Below are 20,847 nucleotides of genomic sequence, written 5' to 3'. Positions count from 1 at the left end.
GCTGCATCGTGGAAATCAGTCAACTGATAAGCTCTAACGCCGTTCCGCTACTTCCTCCCAATAGCGGCTTGTTCCTAGCCGGAAGTGCCTACCAGACGATAGACGATGACACCATTGACCTTCTCCGGTTTGAACGAAGACTCTACCCATCGAGTAACGGCAAGAACATCGTCACTAGTGCCCGGCACCTTTAGCTGGTCTGGTTGTGGAACGAGAAAGCAGATCCGGCCAGCGGAAACCAACTCACGGAACTGCTCCAGTGTCGGGCTTGGGTCGGTGGCCGCAAAGCCGCCGAGGGCCATTACGGGCCTGTCCGATGCTAGCTGGAATCGGGCTGCGGTCTGACCCGGGTACGTTGCCGCTGCCCAGGTGCACGAGTCAGGTGAATTGTGCAGGACCTTGGTTAGCTCCGGTCCGGGATCATTTCCGATTGCCAGACCCGCCACCCACGCTGGCTCTCCGTTCTTTATGCCCGCTAGGAAACGGCTCAAACTGTGTTCATTTCGGGATACTCCGCCCGATAGCGGATTGGAGCCCTGTTGCGGTGACTTGAGCGTCAGAAGCGAACAGAAGATGGGCCCGGCGAGAAGGCTGGCGACGGCACTCCATGCAGCTACCTGAGTGATCCAAGGCTTGGGAGCTTGGACGAGGACAAGGGTCGCTGCACTCAGCGTCACAAGCAGGAGGCATGTCCCGAGCCAGCCAGGGAAGTCATCACTGATTTGCCACATTGCCTTGCCGAAGATTGCGGCGGCGATCAGGGTTGCGGCCAGAAGTAGGCGGCGGGTTCGCGATGTATCGCCGGCGAACAGGAGCTGCGCGCCAAGGCCCAGGCAGAGCGCCATAGGAGCTGCTAGTGAAGCGGTGTAGTAGGAGTGAAAGCTGTTGCCCATAAAGCTAAGCAACATGTAAGTAGTGGTCATCCAAACGACGGAACCGGCGGCAACAATGGCTTCACCTCGGGGATAGTGACGTCGGATCAGCCGGACTGTAATGGCAATACACGCAACAAGTGCGGGCAGCAGCAGCCATCCGATTTCTTGGCCGTAGTTCACATTCCACAGGCGAAAGAATCCTGCATCGGAGTCAACGGAACGCAATTCCGGAGGTAGTAGAGCAGCAGTGGGATCCTGTTCATGTTGGACCACCCGGTTCATCCCGTTGTATCCAAGGACAAGTTCGAACATGCTGTTGCCCTTCGATCCTCCTACGTATGGTCGCGATCCAGGAGCGGTTAGATCGACAATTAGTGGCCAGGCCATCGACCCGGCGCCGAGAAGCAGTGTCGCAAGGCCCCCCAGTTTTGCCTTTCTTGACCAGCTGTAAGGCGCGAAAAGCAAGAACATCGTCAAAATAGCTGGAAGTACGAGGAATGCCTGGAGTTGTTTGGTCAGAAATCCTAGAGTCAGCAGCCCAGCAGACAGCCATAGAAGACCAAGGCGTTTGTGTTCCGTGGCCAGGAGGGCCGAGTGAAACGCCGTCAACATCAGCAGAATCATCAGTGGATCCGGGTTGTTGTACCGGGCTAGAAGCACTGTGATCGGGGTGAAGGCGAATACGGTGGAAGCAATGAGTGCCATAGCGGAAGAACCGGATCGTTTGGCAATTTTGAACACTAGGAGAGTGCTGATCACGGTCATAAGGGCTTGTGGGAGAATCAACGCCCACGTGTTGAGGCCAAATATCTTGGCAGATGCTCCCATAATCCACAGGCTCAGAGGTGGTTTATCGACACTCATCGAGTTTCCCCAGTCAGCAGCTCCGAAGAAGTACGAAACTGGATCATGAAGGCCAGCCTGGACCGCGGCCGAGTAATACGCGTTGGCCCAGCCATTTGCGTCTAGTGACCAGGTGTAACACAGGCATGCTGCCAGCAGGATTCCCAGCAGGCACCATTGCGCCCGCGTGGTGGAACGCAATTTATCGGCGAATAGGCTCTTTGCGGAAGGATTACCTTCTGAGATCAAATACTGTGACGTCATCGACTGTTTCCCCCTTAAACCGAGTCTTGACCCAATCCGTAATTGCCAAGGCGTCCGCGCCCAAGGGAACATTGTCGAGGACTGGCTGTTGCCAAATGAAATAGGCAATGCGACCCTGGCCCACCAGTGACTTGAATTGGTCGAAGGTCGGTGCGGGGTCAGTCCCCAGCCATCCTCCGATCGCGATTACAGGTCGCCCTGATGCCAGTTGGAATTGTGCTGCATTTTGGGCGGTATATGTTGCGGCTGCCCACGTGGCGGGCGGAGAGTTGCGGAGCAGTTCCGTAACTTCTGTGCTGGGCTCAATTCCGAATCCAAGGTGTCGGGCGATCGGAGGACTACTCGTTCGGGCCGATTCCAAATGTGCAGAAAGGGAATCGCGGTTTTTTCCGACTGGACCAGATAGCGGATTAGTACCTTCGTGCGGCTTACCCAAGGTAAAGGCGTCAGTCGACACCGGCCCGGCAACCATCGATGCCGCGAGCAAGAACAGTGTCAGGAGCAGACTGACCCTGTTCTTGGCGAAGAGCCACCCTGCGACGCAAAGGCATGAGACAGATGTGAAGACAACGGGCCAAGCTCCCCACTCGTCGCTGTACTCATAAATACGGATGCCTACGTATCCGGTACCCGCCACTAGAACAGCGCCTATGATTCGCGGCACGAATCGCCTGCGCTGGGTCCACAGCAGCAGGAGCCCCAGCGGGACACACAGCGCCACGGGTGCGGCCAGTGAAAACATGTAATAGGTGTGTGTCATGGTTCCCATAAAGCTGAGAACAAGGAAACATGTCACAAGCCACAGAACTGACAGCGAGACAAGCGCCTTCTTCCTTTCGCTCCACTGCAACTGATGCCATAGAAGGGCCAACGATAATGCACACAGCAGGGCAGTAAACAGAAGCCAGGCACCTTCCGGTGCAAAATTTGCATTGAAGAGTCGTCCCATTCCTCCGTCATATGCGCTGGATGAGTTGCCGCTTGGCATGGCCATAGGCTTTCCGGTTTGGGGATCGGCAGCAAATCTCAAAAATCGAGCCAGCCCGTTGTAGTCGAGGGTCAGCTCCAGGATGCTGTTTGTCGCCGATCCTCCTACGTACGGACGGATCGCTGGTGGAGTGAGCTCCACGATGGCGAACCACCAGCCCCCGCTCAAGACTAAGGCAGCTAGAGATCCCAACAGCCTGACCAGCCGCGAGACGAGTGTTCCTGCACCGAAGAACACGATGGCAACAACCAACGCGGGGAGGGGTAGGAAAGCCTGGATCTGCTTTGCCATGAAGGCAAGACCTAATGCGCTGCCGCCGAGTAGATACCAATGCCAGTGGTTGTCTTCAATAGCCCGGACGACAAAGTAGACAGCCGCGACGGTGAGCAGTCCCATCAGAGGTTCCGGGTTGTTGTAGCGGGACATAAGCACCACTACTGGCGTGGTGGCATAGATAAGGCCGCCGAAGAGAGCCGGTCCTGCCGGATTGCTGCGACGGATGATTTTGTAGATCAGCCAGGTGGTGGCTACACCCATAAGAGCCTGCGGGACCAAGAGCGCCCATGTGTTCAGCCCAAAGATGCGAACTGATAGGGACATAATCCAGATACTGAGAGGTGGTTTGTCTATGGTGATGAGGTTGCCCCCATCGAGAGAACCATAGAAGAATGCCTTCCAGTCATGGGATCCGGCCTGAGCAGCTGCAGAGTAGTAAGGATTGGCCCAGCCGTTTTGGTCTAAGCCCCAGAGAAATGAGACAGCAGTTCCGAGGAGGAGAACGGCCAAACCAGCCTTTTCCCATTGGCTGGACTTCGCGCTGTCGCGCTGGGAATCGAATGTCGGGCTCTCGACTGCGTGCGTAGCAGTCACCGGACGGGGTTCCCAGTGACAGACAGAGCAACGAGCCTTGTCTTGGCTGTGCTGAGGCGCTCGCGGAATACCCACAGACGTAGGAGTACAAACCGCATAAGAGTTGACAGCACGTTTGCTGCGGTGAGAATCAACAACTCCACGTTAGGCGCGGCATCGGGATGCATAGCGTGGAGCACAAGCAGGGACGAAGACGTAACGCTCCACGCGAGCAGGAAGACGATTAGCCCCTGAATCTGTTGGGTTAGGAACCTGGCAGGACCACTTATACCGAAGGTGAACTTCCTGTTCGCTGCCGTGTTGCCAACCGCCGTTAGAAGCAGTGCCAGGAAGTTCGCTTCCTGTGCTCCGAAAGGACCCTGGAGAACGAGATAGAGCAATGCAAAGGCCAAAGTTGATGCGACACCCACAAGCCCGAAACGCAGAACTTGGCCGAAAAAACTTGGCCGGCCCAGAGGGACGATCGGCCGGCGTCCAAGCTCGGCATAGATGGCCTGTACGGGAATCGCACCTTTAACCAGGGACCCAGCCACCCGCACCATCCCCCGCAAGTCGTCAAGGGCTGTCTGCTTGATGTCCACCCGGCTGTCCGGGTCATCAACCCAGTCAACAGGAATTTCGTGAATGCGGAGTCCGGAGCGTTCAGCAATAATCAGCAACTCAGTATCGAAAAACCAGCCGTTGTCCTCCACATGGGGGAGCAGGCGCTTGGCCACATCAGCCCGAATTGCCTTGAATCCGCACTGAGCATCCGAGAAACGCACCTGCATGGTGCGCCGCAGCAGGAAGTTGTAGGAACGGGAGATGAACTCACGCTTGAGGCCGCGGCTCACCCTTGAGCTCTGGCCTAAACGTGTTCCTATAGAAATATCGGAATGTCCTGACAGCAGGGGCGCCACCAGCGGTGGGAGTGCGGCTAAGTCGGTAGAAAGATCAACATCAAGGTAGGCCAAGACTTTGGCTTCCGAAACGCTCCAGGCATCCCTCAGTGCCAGGCCGCGTCCTTTGGATTCCAGCCGCCGGTAAACGACGTTCTCCAAGTGCTCGCTGAGTCGAGCGGCAATCACCGGCGTCCGGTCGGTGCTTGCATTATCGGCGATGGTGATTCTCCACGTCGACGGCATTTCGTTCGTCAAGTATTCGGCGAGCCTTGTGATGCTGCTTTCGAGTACCGCTTCTTCGTTGTAGACCGGTACTACAATTTCGAGCGCCAAGCCCCCATAGCTAGGTGTCATGCATGGATCGTAGGGGCGCCAAAAGAGCGCTGACGAGGGCTTTTCCCAAAGACAGGTACTCGCGGCCAAAAACCAAGTAGTCGGGTTGGCAAGTCCGATTCAAAACCAGTGGAGCCCGTACTTTACGGGTGCTGTACTTGCGGCCCCGTGCGCTCCTTGCCCGACTGCCGAAGCCACCTCTCGGCGGGCTTCTCCACAAACTCGTGGAGCAGCCCGGAAAGGATGACGGAGGCGAGAACTACCGCTCCGGCGAGAAGGATTGTCAGGCCCGGAGCATTGGCATACGGCTTCGCAAACCTGAGCACGAGTTCGTGAACCAAATAGAGGGCAAACGACCACTGTCCAAGCCGGATCAGCGCGGGCGAACCGAGCAAACGGGTCGTTCCCGACAGGTCCGCCTGCGAGCAGGCGGCAATGATGGCCAGGAACGCTGGGACCAGTATCAGGTTAGCGAGAGTTACCGGGACGGGCCGGTCCAATAGATGGGATAGACCAAAGAGCCCAAGGTACAGGGCGAACAGCAGGAATGCTGCCTGCCCAGGGCTGAAACGGGGAACCCAACCGTGACTCATGACTTTTGCGAGGCCTATTCCAAGAACAAATTCGCCCAGCCTATACAGGGGCATGCTTCCCAACAGGTAGTCGGCCGCCGCCACCGATGAGACCACGGTCAACCCCAGCGACATGAGCAGCATCAACAATGGCACGGCGATCATCACTCGACTCACCCGCGTCGACAAGGCCATTTTGGGAAGAAGAACTGGAAATACGAGATAGAAAAACGCCTCGCATGAGAGAGACCAGGAAACGCCGTTGTAGGAGCCGAGAAAGGGGCTGGCTGGTATCCAGGCCTGTGTAAGAGATGCAACGAAGGGAACACTAGTCCAATTGAATGCTGTCGCGGGCGTCAGTGGGGGAGCAAAGACTGCCAGCGCGGACGTAAGCAGATGAAGCGGCCAAATGCGTGCAATTCTGTGCCAGTAGAAAGTCCGCGGTGACGAGCCTTCCCGGTACGACCACGTGAGCACGAAACCTGAAAGGATGAAGAAGAAGCTGACACCCGTGAAACCGTATCCAAACAGGGCCAGCCCGCCAGCGAGCGGGGTGAAATACAAGTGCAGGTGGTACATCAGAACGGCAAACGCTGCGAAGAATCGAAGCGCGGTCAAGCTAGGCAGATGGCGTCCAAACGCAGGCATGAGACCCCCATTTCCTCACACTTAGGCCCGTTGTTGCGGCGAGCCTATACACAATCGCCAACTCTCAAGCTCAAGATCTGCGCAGTTAGCCGCGGGCCTGGCTTCACGGCCGCCTACGCAGGTGCCGGCACCGCCATCCCATACACTTGACCGGTGTCTAGATTATTTGGAACTGATGGTGTCCGGGGGCTGGCCAACGGGCTGCTGACAGCGGAGCTGGCCCTGCAGCTGGCCCAGGCGGCCGCCGTGGTACTTGGCCACGACCGCAACTCCAACGGCTCCCGGCCCCGCGCCGTGGTGGCCCGTGATCCGCGTGCCAGCGGGGAATTCATCGCGGCCGCAGTGGAGGCCGGGCTGTCCAGCTCGGGCATCGACGTCTACGACGCCGGCGTCCTCCCCACCCCGGCCGCCGCGTACCTGGTGGCGGATCTGGAAGCAGATTTCGGCGTCATGATTTCCGCCTCCCACAACCCGGCACCGGACAACGGCATCAAGTTCTTCGCCCGCGGCGGCCAGAAGCTCCCCGACGACGTCGAAGACGCCATCGAGGCCCAGATGCACAACGAAGCCGTCCGGCCCATCGGTCCCGACGTCGGCCGCATCCAGCGCTTCTCCGACGCCGAGGACCGTTACGTCGTCCACCTCCTCAGCACCCTCCCGCACCGCCTCGAGGGACTCACCGTGGTCCTGGACTGCGCCCACGGCGCCGCCAGCGGATGCTCCCCGCAGGTCTTCAAGGACGCCGGCGCGGACGTCATCGTCATCGGTGCCGACCCGGACGGCCTCAACATCAACGACGGCGTGGGCTCCACCCATCTGGGCCCGCTCAAGGAAGCCGTCCTCCAGTACGGCGCGGACCTTGGCATCGCCCACGACGGCGACGCTGACCGCTGCCTGGCCGTGGACCACGAAGGCAACGAAGTGGACGGCGACCAGATCATGGCGGTCCTCGCCGTCGCCCTCAAAGAGGCCGGCAAGCTGAACGACGACGTCCTGGTGGCCACCGTCATGAGCAACCTCGGCCTCAAAATTGCTCTCCGCGACGCCGGCATCAGCATCCGCGAAACAGCTGTAGGGGACCGCTACGTCCTGGAAAGCATGCGGGAGGGCGGCTTCAACCTCGGCGGGGAACAGTCCGGCCACGTCATCTTCTCGGACCACGCCACCACCGGTGACGGACTCCTCACCGGCCTGCAGCTCGCAGCCCAGGTGGCCCTGACCGGGAAGTCCCTCAAGGACCTGGCCGCCGTCATGACCAAACTCCCGCAGGTCCTCATCAACGTCAAGGGCGTAGACCGCACCAAGGTCAAGAGCAGCGACGTCCTGGCCCAGGCCGTCAAAGCCGCCGAGGCCGCCTTGGGTGAAACCGGGCGCGTCCTCCTCCGCCCCTCCGGCACCGAACCCGTGGTCCGGGTCATGGTGGAGGCTGCCGATGAGGAAACCGCGCAGTCCATCGCCGAACACCTCGCACAGGTGGTCCGCACGGAGCTCGCGCTGGAACTCATCAGCGAATAGCCGCACAAACACATGAGGCCCGCTTCCACGAATGGAAGCGGGCCTCTTGTGCATGTCGGCTAGGACGAGCGGCTTCGCAACTCGTCGCGGATCTCGGTGAGCAGGGCGATCTGCGGATCCTCGGCAGATTCTTCCTTGACGTCCTGGTTGATGCCGAGCCGGCGGTTGCGCCGCTCGATCATGTGGTTCATCGGCATGACCACAACAAAGTAGATGGCGGCGGCAATCAGGACGAATGAAATGACGGCGGAGATGACGCGCCCGTAGAGGAAGCCCTCCCACTGCATCTCCTCGATGCCCTTCGCCTGGAACAGAAGGCCGATCAGCGGCGTGAGCAGCCCTTCCACGATCGATGTGACGACGGCGCCGAACGCGGCACCCATCACGACAGCGACGGCAAGGTCTACGACGTTGCCCTTCATGATGAAATTCTTGAATCCGGTCAACATGGGTTCCAAACTAGCCCACGTCTGTTAACCCTGCGTGAACCCAGGCCCCTATTTTGGACCGTGTTGGGAACCTGTTGGTTGCCGTATCCGTTAGGGGTACCCCGGTGCCGCCCCCACGCCGAAGTACTCCTCGAGCGTGACAATCCCGCGTGCGGACATGTCCGTGGCCGCCTCCACGCCGATGTACCGCAGGTGCCACGGCTCGTAGTAGTACCCCGTGGTTTCGTGGAACATCCACGGGTACCGCACCACGAACCCGAACCGGTGGGCGTTGGCTTTCGCCCAGACAGCGGCGGGCTGGTCCGCGAAGCACGGCTGGAAGGCGCACGCTCCGCCGCCGTCGGCAATGTCGAAGGACCACCCCGTCTGGTGCTCCGAGTAGCCCGGCCGGGCGCTGGCCGTGTCCGCGTCCGCCTGACCGCGCGCGGCCACATACCCGTTGTACGTAGTCACCTGCGTCGCATAGGAGCGGTACCCGCTGGCCAGGACCATGACCACGCCGTCCCGCGCCGCAGCCGCGAACATCGCCTCGGCCGCTGCCGCCGTCGTACTGTTCAGCAGCGAGGACTCACCGGACGCGGAGATCCCGACGGCGGGACTCACCAGGTCCGCCGGCGCATAGTCGGCCGGGGCCAGCGGCCGGTGCTTGTTGACCACTACCCACGGGCTGGCCGGATCCGTCAGCGAGAACTGACGGGGGAGGGCTGCGGATGGTGAAGGTGAGGGGGATGCGGAAGGTTCCGGCGCTGTGCCGGCCACCGCTGTTGCCTCCGGTGCGGCAACCGGGGTGCCCGCCGCCGTCGCGGACGGAACCGGGGAAGCAGACGGCGCGGCCTCGGGTGCCACTGGAGTGCAGGCGGTGAGTACAGTCAGCCCGGCCCCCACGGCGAGGAAGCGGGCGAAGCTCCGGCGGCTGGCCGTGATGGCTGAGGCGGCACAGTTGTGGCACACCTGTGCTAGACCTTCCTTAGGAGCATCCGTCGGATGGTGTGGTCCGAGTCCTTGGTGAGCACCAGCTGCGCCCGGCCCCTGGTGGGAAGGACGTTCTCCTCCAGGTTGGGCTCGTTGATCCGCTTCCAGATGTCCCGGGCGGTGCTCTCCGCCTCGTCATCGGACAGACTGGCATACCTGTGGAAGTAGGACTCCGGCTGCGCGAACGCTGTGGTCCGCAGCTTCCGGAACCGGTCCACGTACCACTCCTCGATATAGGAGGTCTTGGCGTCCACGTAGATGGAGAAGTCGAAGAAGTCGCTCAGCGCCAGCCCCTGCCGGCCATCATGCCGCGGGCGCGCCGGAGCCAGCACGTTCAGGCCTTCCACGATGAGGACGTCCGGCCGGCGGACCACCACTTCCTTTTCGGGAACGATGTCGTACGTGACATGCGAGTACCAGGGTGCATGGACTTCCTCGGCCCCGCCCTTGATCTCGCTCACAAACCGCAGCAGCGCCCGCCGGTCATAGGACTCCGGGAAGCCCTTCCGGTCCAGCAGCTGCCGGCGCTTGAGCTCGGCGAGGGGATACAGGAAGCCGTCTGTGGTGATGAGCTCCACGTTGGGCGTACCCGGCCAACGCCGCAGCATCTCCCGCAGCACGCGGGCAATGGTGGACTTCCCCACGGCAACGGACCCGGCAACGCCGATGACGAACGGGGTGCGCTGGGTCTGTTCGCCCAGGAAGGTGGTGGTGGCGGCGTGCAGCTGCCCGGCAGCTTCCACGTAAAGGTGCAGGAGCCGGGACAGCGGGAGGTAAACCTCACGGATTTCCTTCATGTCCAGGGGATCGCCAAGGCCGCGCAGGCGGACAATATCCTCTTCGTTGAGGGGTTGTTCCATCTGGGCTGCCAGCCTGGACCAGGTCTGCCGGTCCAGTTCCACGAATGGGGAGGCACCCTCCCCATTCGCCTCGTTGCGTTGCAAAGTCACGTTAGAGATTCTGCCCCGCGCTCCGCGCATAGCGAAATGGAAGGGGCTCCGGGGCGCGGCGGTCCGCGCAAGAAGGGCTCAAGATCCGGTACCGGGTTACAAGCAACCAGTTCCCACCCGATACTCTTGAGGCTATGTGTGGAATCGTGGGTTATGTAGGCCGTTCTGTTGACGGCGCTGTAAATGGTCACAGTGCTTTGGACGTTGTCCTTGAAGGGCTTCGCCGGCTGGAGTACCGCGGTTATGACTCGGCGGGCGTCGCTGTGGTCTCGGATGGTGTGATCGAGTCGCGGAAAAAGTCCGGGAAGCTGAGCAACCTGCTCTCCGAGCTGGAGGAGCGTCCCCTGCCGGAGACCCTGACCGGCATCGGCCACACGCGCTGGGCCACCCATGGCGGCCCCACGGACCGTAACGCGCACCCGCACCTGGCCGATGGCGGGAAGCTGGCCGTGATCCATAACGGCATCATCGAAAACTTTGCCGAGCTCAAGCTCGAACTGGTGGAAAAGGGTGTGACCTTCCTGTCCGAGACGGACACCGAGGTTGCTGCCGCGCTGCTGGCGGACATCTTCCGGAACCAGCTGGGCGGGGACGTCGCCAACGGCGGCCTGACCAAGGCCATGGAACTGGCCTGCCAGCGCCTTGAGGGCGCCTTCACGCTGCTCGCTGTCCACGCGGACCAGCCCGACGTCGTCGTGGCCGCCCGCCGCAACTCACCGCTGGTGGTGGGCCTGGGCGAAGGCGAAAACTTCCTGGGCTCGGACGTGTCCGGGTTCATCGACTACACCCGCCGCGCGGTGGAGCTGGGCCAGGACCAGATCGTCACCATCACCGCCGACACGGTGGAGATCACCGATTTCTTCGGCAACCCGGCAGCGGGCAAGGAATACCACGTTGACTGGGACCCGGCCTCGGCGAAGAAGGGCGGCTTCTCCTCGTTCATGGAGAAGGAAATCCACGACCAGCCCGACGCCGTGGCGCAGACCCTGCTGGGCCGCTCCGACCTGGAGGGCAAGCTGACCCTGAGCGAGCTGCGGATCGACCCGGAGCTGCTCAAGCAGGTCAACAAGATCGTGGTCCTGGCCTGCGGCACTGCCGCGTACGCTGGAACCGTGGCCAAGTACGCCATTGAGAACTGGTGCCGGATCCCCACCGAGGTGGAGCTCGCGCACGAGTTCCGGTACCGGGACCCGATCCTGGACGAGAACACCCTGGTGGTCTCCATCTCCCAGTCCGGGGAGACCATGGACACCCTGATGGCCGTCCGGTACGCCCGCGAGCAGGGCGCGAAGACCATCTCGATCTGCAACACCAACGGGTCCACCATCCCGCGTGAATCCGACGCCGTGCTGTACACGCACGCCGGCCCGGAGATCGCCGTCGCCTCCACCAAGGCGTTCCTGGCCCAGATCACGGCCGCGTACCTGCTGGGCCTGTACCTGGCGCAGCTGCGCGGAAACATCTTCTCCGGCCAGATCAAGGACGTCCTCGCGGACCTTGCCAAGATCCCCGACAAGATCCAGACCATCCTGGACAACGCCGGACCCCTGCGGGAACTGGCCCGGTCCATGGCGGACGAGAAATCCGTGCTGTTCCTGGGCCGGCACGTGGGCTACCCGGTGGCCCTCGAGGGCGCGCTGAAGCTCAAGGAAATCGCGTACATCCACGCTGAAGGCTTCGCCGCCGGCGAGCTCAAGCACGGCCCGATCGCCCTGATCGATGAGGGCCAGCCGGTGTTCGTGGTGGTCCCGTCCCCGCGCGGCCGCGACTCGCTGCACGCCAAGGTAGTCTCCAACATCCAGGAAATCCGTGCCCGCGGCGCCCGGACCCTGGTGATCGCCGAGGAAGGCGACGAAGCCGTGAAGGCCTACGCCGAGCACGTCTTCTACGTCCCCGAAACGCCCACGCTGCTGATGCCCCTGCTGACCACCGTCCCGCTGCAGATCTTCGCCGCGGAACTCGCCGCCGCAAAGGGCTACGACGTGGACCAGCCGCGCAACCTCGCCAAGAGCGTCACCGTAGAATAGTCCCATGACTGCTGAAGTCCCGGGCCCCAGTGGCCCGGGACTTCTGCGTTAACGCCCCCCGCCGAACAGGTTTGCGCAACTTTCAGCCCGCGGCAGCCACGGAGGCCCCGGGAACTCGGCGTGCGCTCCTCAAAATTCTCCCAAAAGTCACGCATTTCTGCTGATGGCGGATAACCCTCAAGACCGGCGTGCAACGTCCTCCGCGCGTATGGCGTCACCGTAGAGTAGTCCCATGATCGTTGGCATTGGGGTAGACGTAGTAGACATCGAGCGGTTCGGCCGCCAGTTAGAGCGGACGCCAGGCCTTCGGGACCGGCTGTTCGTGCCCGCCGAGCGCGAGCTCAACACCCGGTCCCTGGCCGCCCGGTTCGCCGCCAAGGAAGCCGTGGCCAAGGTCCTCGGCGCGCCTGCAGGCATGAACTGGCAGGACTGCTGGATCGGCCTGGACCACAACGGGCCCACCGTTCAGGTCAAGGGCACGGTGCTGGCAGTCGCGGAGGCCAAGGGCGTCAAGCGCTGGCACCTGTCCATCAGCCACGACGGCGGCATCGCCACGGCAACGGTCCTGGCCGAGGGCTGACCGGGCCCGCCCGCAGGGACCTTCGACGATGATCAGCGCCTACAGCGGAACACAGGTCCGTGCTGCCGAGGAGCCACTTCTCGCCGCCGGGCTCGGTGACGTCCTGATGCAGCGCGCGGCCCATGGCCTCGCCAACGCGGTCATCACTGAGCTGCGCGCCCGTGGACGCCGACTTTACGGCACCCGCGTGGTGGTGCTGGCAGGCAAGGGCAACAACGGCGGGGACGGACTCTACGCTGCCGCTTTCCTGGCCGGTCGCGGCATGCGTACGACGGCGGTCCTCACCGGCGGTGCGGCGCACCCGGCGGCGCTGGCTGCTTTCCTGCGTGCCGGCGGCCATGCGGAGGAACTGACCGGAGAGACACTCAAGCCGCTGGCCGCTGAAACCGCCCGTGCCGGCGTCGTCATTGACGCCATCCTGGGCACCGGTGCGAAAGGCGGACTGAGGGGGAGTGCTGCCGCCTTGGTGGAGGCCGTCCTTGAGGCGCGCCGCACTGACGGCGGCAACGGTTTCGTGGTGGCCTGCGACCTTCCCAGCGGCGTCAACGCGGATTCCGGCGAGGCTGCCGGACCGGTGCTGCCCGCCGACCTGACGGTGACGTTCGGCGGTGCCAAGGCAGGGCTGCTGGCTGACCCGGGCGCGGACCATGCCGGCAGGGTGCACGTGGTTCCCATCGGCATCGAAGAACACCTTCCCGCTCCGGCCCTCCGCCGGCTCGAGGAGGCGGAGCTCTCCCGGCTGTTGCCGCAGCCCGCCCGGCGGGCGCACAAATATTCACGCGGGGTCCTGGGTATCGTGGCAGGCTCCGTGCAGTACCCGGGCGCTGCCGTGCTTGCCTGCCGCGGCGCACTTGCCGCGGGTGTGGGCATGGTCCGGTATCTCGGCCCGCCCGAGGTGGCCCACCTGGTGCGCCAGTCCTGCCCGGAAGTGGTGTGCAGTGACGGAGCCGTGGCGGACAACCGCGTGCAGGCCTGGCTGGTGGGCTCGGGCATGGGGCCGGAGGACCACGAACAGCTGGCACGGGCGCGCGATGCCATCCAATCCGGCCTTCCCGTCGTGGCCGACGCCGGTGCGCTGCCGGCCCTGCCCTCGAAACTCGCGCCGCACGTGGTGCTGACCCCGCACGCCGGTGAGCTCGCCGCCCTGCTGAAGCGCCTGGAAGGCGAAGCTGACGCCCGGTTTGGCGACCGCGAGGCCGTGGAAGCCGCCACCTTCGACGCCGTCCGCAAGGCAGCCGGCCTGACCGGGGCCACCGTCCTGCTCAAAGGTCCAGCCACATTGGTGGCCATCCCGGGCGGCGAGGCCTTCAGCCAGGCCGATGGCACGCCGTGGCTTGCCACCGCCGGCAGCGGCGACGTGCTGGCCGGCGTCATCGGCGCCCTGCTCGCCCAGGCGGGCTCCGCCGTCGAACCTTACCGCTTCCTCGGCATGGGCGACGACGGCCGCTGGGCTGCGCTGGCCGCGCTGGGAGCTGCGCTGCACGGCATCGCCGGGAGGGCGGCGTCGGACGCCCGTTCGGGCGGTCCGATCACCGCCGGTGGGGTCGCGGAGGCCATACCCGAAATCTGGGGTAAAGTCAGCATGCTTAGTAACTCTGGAGCCTGGAAACGTAATAGTCACAGCCAACCATTACGGTAGGCATTAGTTCGCACCGGCAGTAGGGGCGTTCCGATGTCCTCTGCTGCTGACCAACAAATGAGGAGCACGATGGAAGTCTGGCCTGGAACTGCCTACCCGCTGGGAGCTACCTTTGACGGCACCGGCACCAATTTCGCACTGTTCAGCGAACAGGCCGAACGGGTGGAACTCTGCCTCCTGGCTGACGACCTCACCGAAACGCGGATCGAACTGACCGAGGTGGACGGCTACGTCTGGCACTGCTACCTGCCGCACATCCAGCCCGGCCAGAAATACGGTTACCGTGTCCACGGGCCGTACGAGCCCGCCAACGGCAGCCGCTTCAACCCGAACAAGCTCCTGATGGACCCGTACGCGAAAGCGATCGAGGGCCAGATCGACTGGGACCCGGCCCTCTTCTCCTACGAGTTCGGTGACCCGGATTCACGCAACGACGCCGACTCGGCCGCCCACACGATGCACGGTGTGGTCATCAACCCGTTCTTCGAATGGGACGGCGACCGGCAGCTCCGCGTCCCGTACCACCAGTCAGTCATCTACGAGGCGCACGTCAAGGGCCTCACCGAGCTGCACCCGGAGATCCCCGAAGAGCAGCGCGGCACCTACGCAGGCGTGGCACACCCCGCCGTCATCGAGCACCTGAAGAAGCTCGGCGTCACGGCCATCGAGCTCATGCCGGTGCACCAGTTCGTCAACGATGGCACCCTGCAGGAGAAGGGCCTCAACAACTACTGGGGCTACAACACCATCGGCTTCTTCGCGCCCCAGAATACCTACAGCTCCACCGGCGACGTGGGACACCAGGTCCAGGAATTCAAGGCCATGGTCCGCGACCTGCACCGGGCGGGCATCGAGGTCATCCTTGACGTCGTGTACAACCACACCGCCGAAGGCAACCACCTGGGCCCAACCCTTTCCTTCAAGGGCATCGACAACCAGGCCTACTACCGGCTGGTGGACAACGACCTCAAGCACTACATGGACTACACCGGCACGGGCAACTCGCTCAACGTCCGCCACCCGCACTCCCTGCAGCTGCTCATGGACTCCCTGCGCTACTGGGTCACCGAGATGCATGTTGACGGCTTCCGCTTCGATCTTGCCTCCACCCTGGCCCGCGAGTTCTACGACGTGGACAAGCTCTCCACGTTCTTCGAACTCATCCAGCAGGACCCCATCGTTTCCCAGGTCAAGCTGATCGCCGAGCCGTGGGACGTTGGCCCCGGCGGCTACCAGGTGGGCAACTTCCCGCCGCAGTGGACGGAATGGAACGGAAAGTACCGCGACACCGTCCGCGACTTCTGGCGCGGCGAACCGTCCACCCTGGGGGAATTCGCTTCCCGCCTCACCGGCTCCGCGGACCTCTACGAGAGCTCCGCGCGCCGTCCTGTCGCTTCCATCAACTTCGTCACCGCCCACGACGGCTTCACCATGCGGGACCTGGTCTCCTACAACGAGAAGCACAACGACGCCAACGGCGAAGGCAACAACGACGGCGAATCGCACAACCGGTCCTGGAACTGCGGCGAGGAGGGCGACACCGATGACGAGAAGGTGCTGACCCTCCGCGCCCGCCAGCAGCGGAACTTCATCGCCACCCTGCTGCTCTCCCAGGGCGTTCCCATGCTCCTCCACGGAGACGAACTGGGCCGCACCCAACAGGGCAACAACAACACCTACTGCCAGGACTCCGAGCTGAGCTGGATCCACTGGGAAGCCATGGACCAGCCCCTGGTGGAATTCACGGCCTTCGTGAACAAGCTCCGGCACGACCACCCCACCTTCCGCCGCAGCCGCTTCTTCGACGGCCGCCCCGTGCGCCGCGGCGAGGGCGAGAAGCTGCCCGACATCGTCTGGCTCAAGACCGACGGCACCGAAATGCTGCCCGAGGACTGGGGCAGCGGGTTCGGCCGCACCATCGGTGTCTTCTACAACGGCGACGGCATCCAGGAGCAGGACTCCCGTGGGCGCCGCATCACCGACGACAGCTTCCTGATGGCCTTCAACGCCCACGACGACGACGTGGATTTTCTGTTGCCGTCGGACGAGTACTCGCAGTACTGGGAGGTCCTGATCGACACCGCAGCCCAGGCTGACGCCTATGAGCCGCTCAAGGCCGGCGCAACGCTGACGCTGGACGCCAAGTCCATGGTGGTGCTGCGCGCCTACTCCGGCCCGGAAGCCGAAGTGGACCTGTCCGCGGCAGCCTCACTGGCCTCCATGGCCGATCATGAAGAGGCCCAGGAGGAGATGGTGGAAGCCCAGACCAAGGCAGCTGAAGCGAGCGAGGCAAAGGCAACAGGCGCCGATAAGGAAACCCAGGCATGAGGACGCCAGCGTCCACGTACCGGTTGCAGATCCGCAGCAGTTTCACCCTGTTCGACGCCGCCGAGAAGGTCCCGTACCTCAAATCGCTCGGCGTTGACTGGGTCTACCTGTCGCCCATCCTTACGGCGGAACAGGGCTCGGACCACGGCTACGACGTGACCGATCCCTCCGCCGTCGACCCCGAGCGTGGTGGCCCGGAAGGGCTGCTGGCACTGTCCCGTGCCGCCCGCGAGCACGGCATGGGCGTGCTGGTGGACATCGTGCCCAACCACGTGGGCGTCGCCACCCCGGTGCAGAACCCGTGGTGGTGGTCGCTGCTGAAGGAAGGCCGTGGGTCGCGGTACGCGGAAGCGTTCGACGTCGACTGGGACTTGGGCGGCGGCAAGGTCCGGCTCCCGATGCTGGGCTCCGACGCGGACCTGGACAAGCTGGAGATCAAGGACGGGGAACTCCGGTACTACGACCACCGATTCCCCCTCGCTGAAGGAACCTACTCCGAGGGGGACTCCCCACAGGAGGTACACGGCCGCCAGCACTACCAGCTGATGGACTGGCGCCGCGCCGACGCCGAGCTCAACTACCGCCGCTTCTTCGCGGTGACCACGTTGGCCGGCATCCGGGTGGAGACGCCGGCGGTCTTCGAAGAAGCCCACGCCGAAGTTGGCCGCTGGTTCACCGAAGGCCTGGTGGATGGCCTGCGCGTCGACCACCCGGACGGACTGGCCGACCCCGCAGGCTACCTGCGGTGGCTGAAGGACCTCACTGGCGGCGCCTACGTCCTGGTGGAGAAGATCCTGGAACCCGGCGAGGTGCTGCCGGGGGACTTCGCCTGCGAGGGCACCACCGGGTACGACGCTCTCGCCGACGTGGACCGGGTGTTCGTGGATCCTGCCGGGGAGCAGCCCCTGGACGCACTGGACGCGGAGTTGCGGGGCGCTCCCGAGGCCGCTGACTACGCGGAGATGATCCGCGGCACCAAGCGGATGATCGCCGACGGCATCCTCCGCTCCGAGGTGCTGCGGCTGGCCAGGCTGGTTCCGGAATCCCACGGACTGGCGCTGGAGGAAGCAGCCGACGCCATCGCCGAGATCATCGCTTCCTTCCCGGTCTACCGCAGCTACCTGCCCACCGGGGCCGAGGTGCTGAAGGAAGCCAGCGAATCTGCCGCAGAACACCGTCCGGACCTCGCCGTCGCAATCGGGACACTCCTTCCGCTGCTGTTGGATCCGGCCAATCCCATTGCCGTCAGGTTCCAGCAGACCTCCGGCATGGTGATGGCCAAGGGTGTGGAAGACACCGCGTTCTACCGCTACACCCGCCTGGGCACGCTGACCGAGGTGGGCGCAGAACCCACCGAGTTCGCCGTGTCCCCGGAGGAATTCCACCACCGGATGCGCCGGCGGCAGGACGAGCTGCCGCTGTCCATGACCACCATGTCCACGCACGACACCAAGCGCAGCGAGGACGCCCGGGCACGGATCTCCGTGATCGCCGAGCTGCCGGGGGAGTGGGCCGCCACCCTGGACACTCTCCGGAAGCTGGCTCCCATCCCGGACGGCCCCTACGAAAACCTGCTGTGGCAGGCCATCGTGGGCGCCTGGCCTGCCAGCCGGGAACGGCTCCAGGGCTACGCCGAGAAGGCCGCCCGAGAAGCCGGCAACTCCACGAAGTGGACCGACCCGGACGAGGACTTCGAGTCCCGGGTGAAGGCGGCCGTGGATGCGGTATTCGACGACGCCGGCGTGGCCAGGGTGGTGGAGGATTTCGTTGCACGCATCGATGCCTTTGCGGCCTCCAACTCCCTCTCCGCCAAGCTGGTCCAGCTGACCATGCCCGGCGTCCCCGACGTCTACCAAGGCAGCGAATTCTGGGAACGGTCCTTGACTGATCCCGATAACCGCCGGCCCGTCGACTTCGCAATCCGGGAGGCCGAGCTGGCCAGGATCGACGCCGGAACGTTGCCCGAAGCGGGCACGGAAGCCAGCAAGCTCCTTGCCACCACACGGGCGCTCCGCCTCAAGCGGGACCGGCCGGAACTCTTCGAGGGCTACGTCCCGGTGACGGCCACGGGCGCTGCAGCCGGGCACCTGCTCGGATTCTCCCGCGGTGCGGCCCACGGCACGCCCGGGGCCCTGACCCTGGCAACGCGGCTGCCTGCGGGCCTGGAAGCCGGCGGCGGCTGGCGCGATACCGCCGTCGAACTTCCTGCTGCAATGCGTGACGAACTGACGGGCGCCGAGTTCGGTGCCGGCACCGTGTTGGTGGCTGACGTCCTGGGTGCATACCCCGTGGCCCTGCTGGTCCCTGTGGATGGAGGAAACGCATGACCCTGGTCAATCAAGGACCCGAACGCTTCGACGTCTGGGCGCCGGACGCCTCCTCGGTGATCCTCGTGGCGGACGGCCGGGAATACCCCATGGTGAAGAAGGACACCGCGCCCGGAACGGAGGGCTGGTGGACCGCCCCGGATGCGCCGGCCGACGGCGAAGTGGACTACGGCTACCGGCTCGACGGCGACAGCCACCCGCTGCCCGACCCCCGGTCCCGCCGGGTGCCCGCAGGAGTCCACGACCTCTCCCGGACCTTCGATCCCGCCGCGTACGCGTGGCAGGATTCCGCCTGGAAGGGCAGGAAACTCACCGGTTCGGTAATCTACGAACTCCACGTGGGCACCTTTACCCCGGAGGGCACCCTGGACGCCGCCGCCGGGAAGCTTGGCTACCTGGTGGATCTCGGCATCGACTTCGTGGAGCTGCTGCCCGTCAACGGGTTCAACGGCACGCACAACTGGGGCTACGACGGCGTGCAGTGGTATGCCGTCCACGAGGGCTACGGCGGCCCTGCCGCGTACCAGCGGTTCGTTGACGCAGCGCATTCGGCCGGGCTCGGCGTCATCCAGGACGTGGTGTACAACCACCTCGGCCCCAGCGGCAATTACCTGCCCAAGTTCGGCCCATACCTGAAACAGGGCGACGCCAACACCTGGGGTGACTCCGTCAACCTCGACGGCGAAGGCTCGGACGTGGTCCGCGAGTACATCCTCGACAACCTCGCGCTGTGGCTCCGGGATTACCACGTGGACGGGCTCCGCCTCGACGCCGTGCATGCCCTGCGCGACGAGCGTGCGGTGCACATCCTCGAAGAACTCGGGGCCCTGGGTGACGCGGTCTCCGCCGAAACCGGCCTCCCCAAAACGCTGATTGCAGAGTCCGACCTGAACAACCCCCGCCTGATCTATCCGCGGGACGCCAACGGGTACGGCCTGGAAGGGCAGTGGAGCGACGACTTCCACCACGCCGTCCACGTCAGCGTTAGCGGCGAAACCACCGGGTATTACTCCGACTTCGAGTCGTTGGCCGTGCTAGCCAAGGTACTGAAAGACGGCTTCCTACACGACGGCAGCTACTCCAGCTTCCGCGGCCGTCACCACGGCAGGCCCATCAACGCCTCGCTGGTAACCCCGGCGGCGCTGGTGGTGTGCAACCAGAACCACGACCAGATCGGCAACCGGGCCACGGGGGACAGGCTCTCGCAGTCGCTGTCCTACGGGCAGTTGGCCGTGGCTGCGGTACTTACGCTGACCTCGCCGTTCACCCCCATGCTGTTCATGGGGGAGGAATACGGGGCCACCACACCGTGGCAGTTCTTCACCTCCCACGCGGAACCCGAGCTCGGCAAGGCCACCGCGGAAGGGCGCATCAAGGAATTTGAGCGCATGGGGTGGGATCCCGCCGTCGTGCCTGATCCCCAGGACCCCGAAACCTTCCGCCGGTCCAAGCTCAACTGGGACGAGGCCGCTATGGGTGACCACGCCCGCCTGCTCGAGCTGTACAAGTCCCTCACCGCGCTGCGGCGGGAGCACCCGGAGCTGGCCGGACTTGGTTTCGGGGAGACCGGGGTGGCGTTCGACGACGACTCCGGCTGGCTGCGGTTCCGCCGCGGCAGCGTGGAGGTGCTGGTGAACTTCGCCGACGCGAAAGTCCGGCTGGACAGTGCAGGCGGGACCCTCCTGCTCTCCACCGACGAGGGGACAAGCCAGGACGGCGACGCCCTCGCCCTCGCGCCGTGGAGCGCCGCCATCGTGAAGTCCTGACGGATCCGTTCCTTGACGCG

14 protein-coding genes are annotated in these 20,847 nt (G+C 63.9%); 7 read left to right on the top strand and 7 right to left on the bottom strand.

The genetic code is table 11. From position 1 onward, the window contains the following. Positions 1-74 precede the first annotated feature (74 nt). From ACHL_RS13285 to ACHL_RS13270, 4 genes are all read right to left on the bottom strand, one after another. Positions 75-1,982, bottom strand: coding sequence for an ArnT family glycosyltransferase (locus ACHL_RS13285; RefSeq protein WP_015937803.1), 1,908 nt, complete (start codon positions 1,980-1,982; stop codon positions 75-77). Further along, entirely contained in the window at positions 1,951-3,840 is a 1,890-nt protein-coding gene (locus ACHL_RS13280) for an ArnT family glycosyltransferase (protein ID WP_015937802.1), read from the bottom strand. The genes ACHL_RS13285 and ACHL_RS13280 overlap by 32 nt, the downstream gene beginning before the upstream one ends. Continuing rightward, a complete protein-coding gene (locus ACHL_RS13275; RefSeq protein ID WP_015937801.1) occupies positions 3,837-5,075 on the bottom strand; it encodes a bifunctional glycosyltransferase family 2/GtrA family protein in 1,239 nt (412 codons plus the stop codon). The genes ACHL_RS13280 and ACHL_RS13275 overlap by 4 nt, the downstream gene beginning before the upstream one ends. A 122-nt stretch (positions 5,076-5,197) precedes the next feature. Then, on the bottom strand, positions 5,198-6,274 hold the full coding sequence (locus ACHL_RS13270) for an acyltransferase family protein (RefSeq protein WP_015937800.1): 1,077 nt from the start codon (positions 6,272-6,274) through the stop codon (positions 5,198-5,200). Between the two features lie 153 nt (positions 6,275-6,427). Here ACHL_RS13270 and glmM point away from each other — a divergent pair, with 153 nt between their 5' ends. Next, on the top strand, positions 6,428-7,789 hold the full coding sequence (gene glmM, locus ACHL_RS13265; protein WP_015937799.1) for a phosphoglucosamine mutase: 1,362 nt from the start codon (positions 6,428-6,430) through the stop codon (positions 7,787-7,789). A 59-nt stretch (positions 7,790-7,848) separates the two neighbouring features. Here the strand turns inward: glmM and mscL are convergent, their stop codons facing one another. The 3 genes from mscL to coaA all read right to left on the bottom strand — a co-directional run bounded on the left by mscL (position 7,849) and on the right by coaA (position 10,190). Continuing rightward, positions 7,849-8,238 (bottom strand): large conductance mechanosensitive channel protein MscL, encoded by a 390-nt coding sequence (gene mscL / locus ACHL_RS13260; RefSeq protein WP_015937798.1) that lies wholly within the window; start codon positions 8,236-8,238, stop codon positions 7,849-7,851. Positions 8,239-8,328: 90 nt separating this feature from the next. Next, positions 8,329-9,189, bottom strand: coding sequence for a M15 family metallopeptidase (locus ACHL_RS13255; protein ID WP_015937797.1), 861 nt, complete (start codon positions 9,187-9,189; stop codon positions 8,329-8,331). A 5-nt stretch (positions 9,190-9,194) separates the two neighbouring features. After that, on the bottom strand, positions 9,195-10,190 hold the full coding sequence (gene coaA / locus ACHL_RS13250; RefSeq protein WP_015937796.1) for a type I pantothenate kinase: 996 nt from the start codon (positions 10,188-10,190) through the stop codon (positions 9,195-9,197). Positions 10,191-10,294: 104 nt separating this feature from the next. Here coaA and glmS point away from each other — a divergent pair, with 104 nt between their 5' ends. The 6 genes from glmS (at position 10,295) to treZ (ending at position 20,827) form a co-directional block, all read left to right on the top strand. Further along, a complete protein-coding gene (glmS, locus tag ACHL_RS13245; protein ID WP_015937795.1) occupies positions 10,295-12,187 on the top strand; it encodes a glutamine--fructose-6-phosphate transaminase (isomerizing) in 1,893 nt (630 codons plus the stop codon). A 232-nt stretch (positions 12,188-12,419) separates the two neighbouring features. Continuing rightward, entirely contained in the window at positions 12,420-12,767 is a 348-nt protein-coding gene (locus ACHL_RS13240) for a holo-ACP synthase (protein WP_013601780.1), read from the top strand. A gap of 28 nt (positions 12,768-12,795) precedes the next feature. Continuing rightward, on the top strand, positions 12,796-14,406 hold the full coding sequence (locus tag ACHL_RS13235) for an NAD(P)H-hydrate epimerase (protein WP_015937794.1): 1,611 nt from the start codon (positions 12,796-12,798) through the stop codon (positions 14,404-14,406). Positions 14,407-14,475: 69 nt separating this feature from the next. Further along, the gene (gene glgX / locus ACHL_RS13230) at positions 14,476-16,734 is read left to right on the top strand and encodes a glycogen debranching protein GlgX (protein ID WP_015937793.1); all 2,259 of its coding nucleotides are present in this window, start codon (positions 14,476-14,478) and stop codon (positions 16,732-16,734) included. Beyond that, on the top strand, positions 16,731-19,061 hold the full coding sequence (gene treY / locus ACHL_RS13225) for a malto-oligosyltrehalose synthase (RefSeq protein ID WP_015937792.1): 2,331 nt from the start codon (positions 16,731-16,733) through the stop codon (positions 19,059-19,061). Before glgX ends, treY begins: the two co-directional genes overlap by 4 nt. After that, on the top strand, positions 19,058-20,827 hold the full coding sequence (gene treZ / locus ACHL_RS13220) for a malto-oligosyltrehalose trehalohydrolase (protein WP_015937791.1): 1,770 nt from the start codon (positions 19,058-19,060) through the stop codon (positions 20,825-20,827). Before treY ends, treZ begins: the two co-directional genes overlap by 4 nt. Positions 20,828-20,847 lie beyond the last annotated feature (20 nt).

Origin of the sequence: Pseudarthrobacter chlorophenolicus A6 (assembly GCF_000022025.1) — a bacterium.
Classification (GTDB): Bacteria; Actinomycetota; Actinomycetes; order Actinomycetales; family Micrococcaceae; genus Arthrobacter; species Arthrobacter chlorophenolicus.
The sequence above is the reverse complement of the archived record's forward strand: the minus strand, read 5'-3'. Positions and strand labels throughout refer to the sequence as shown.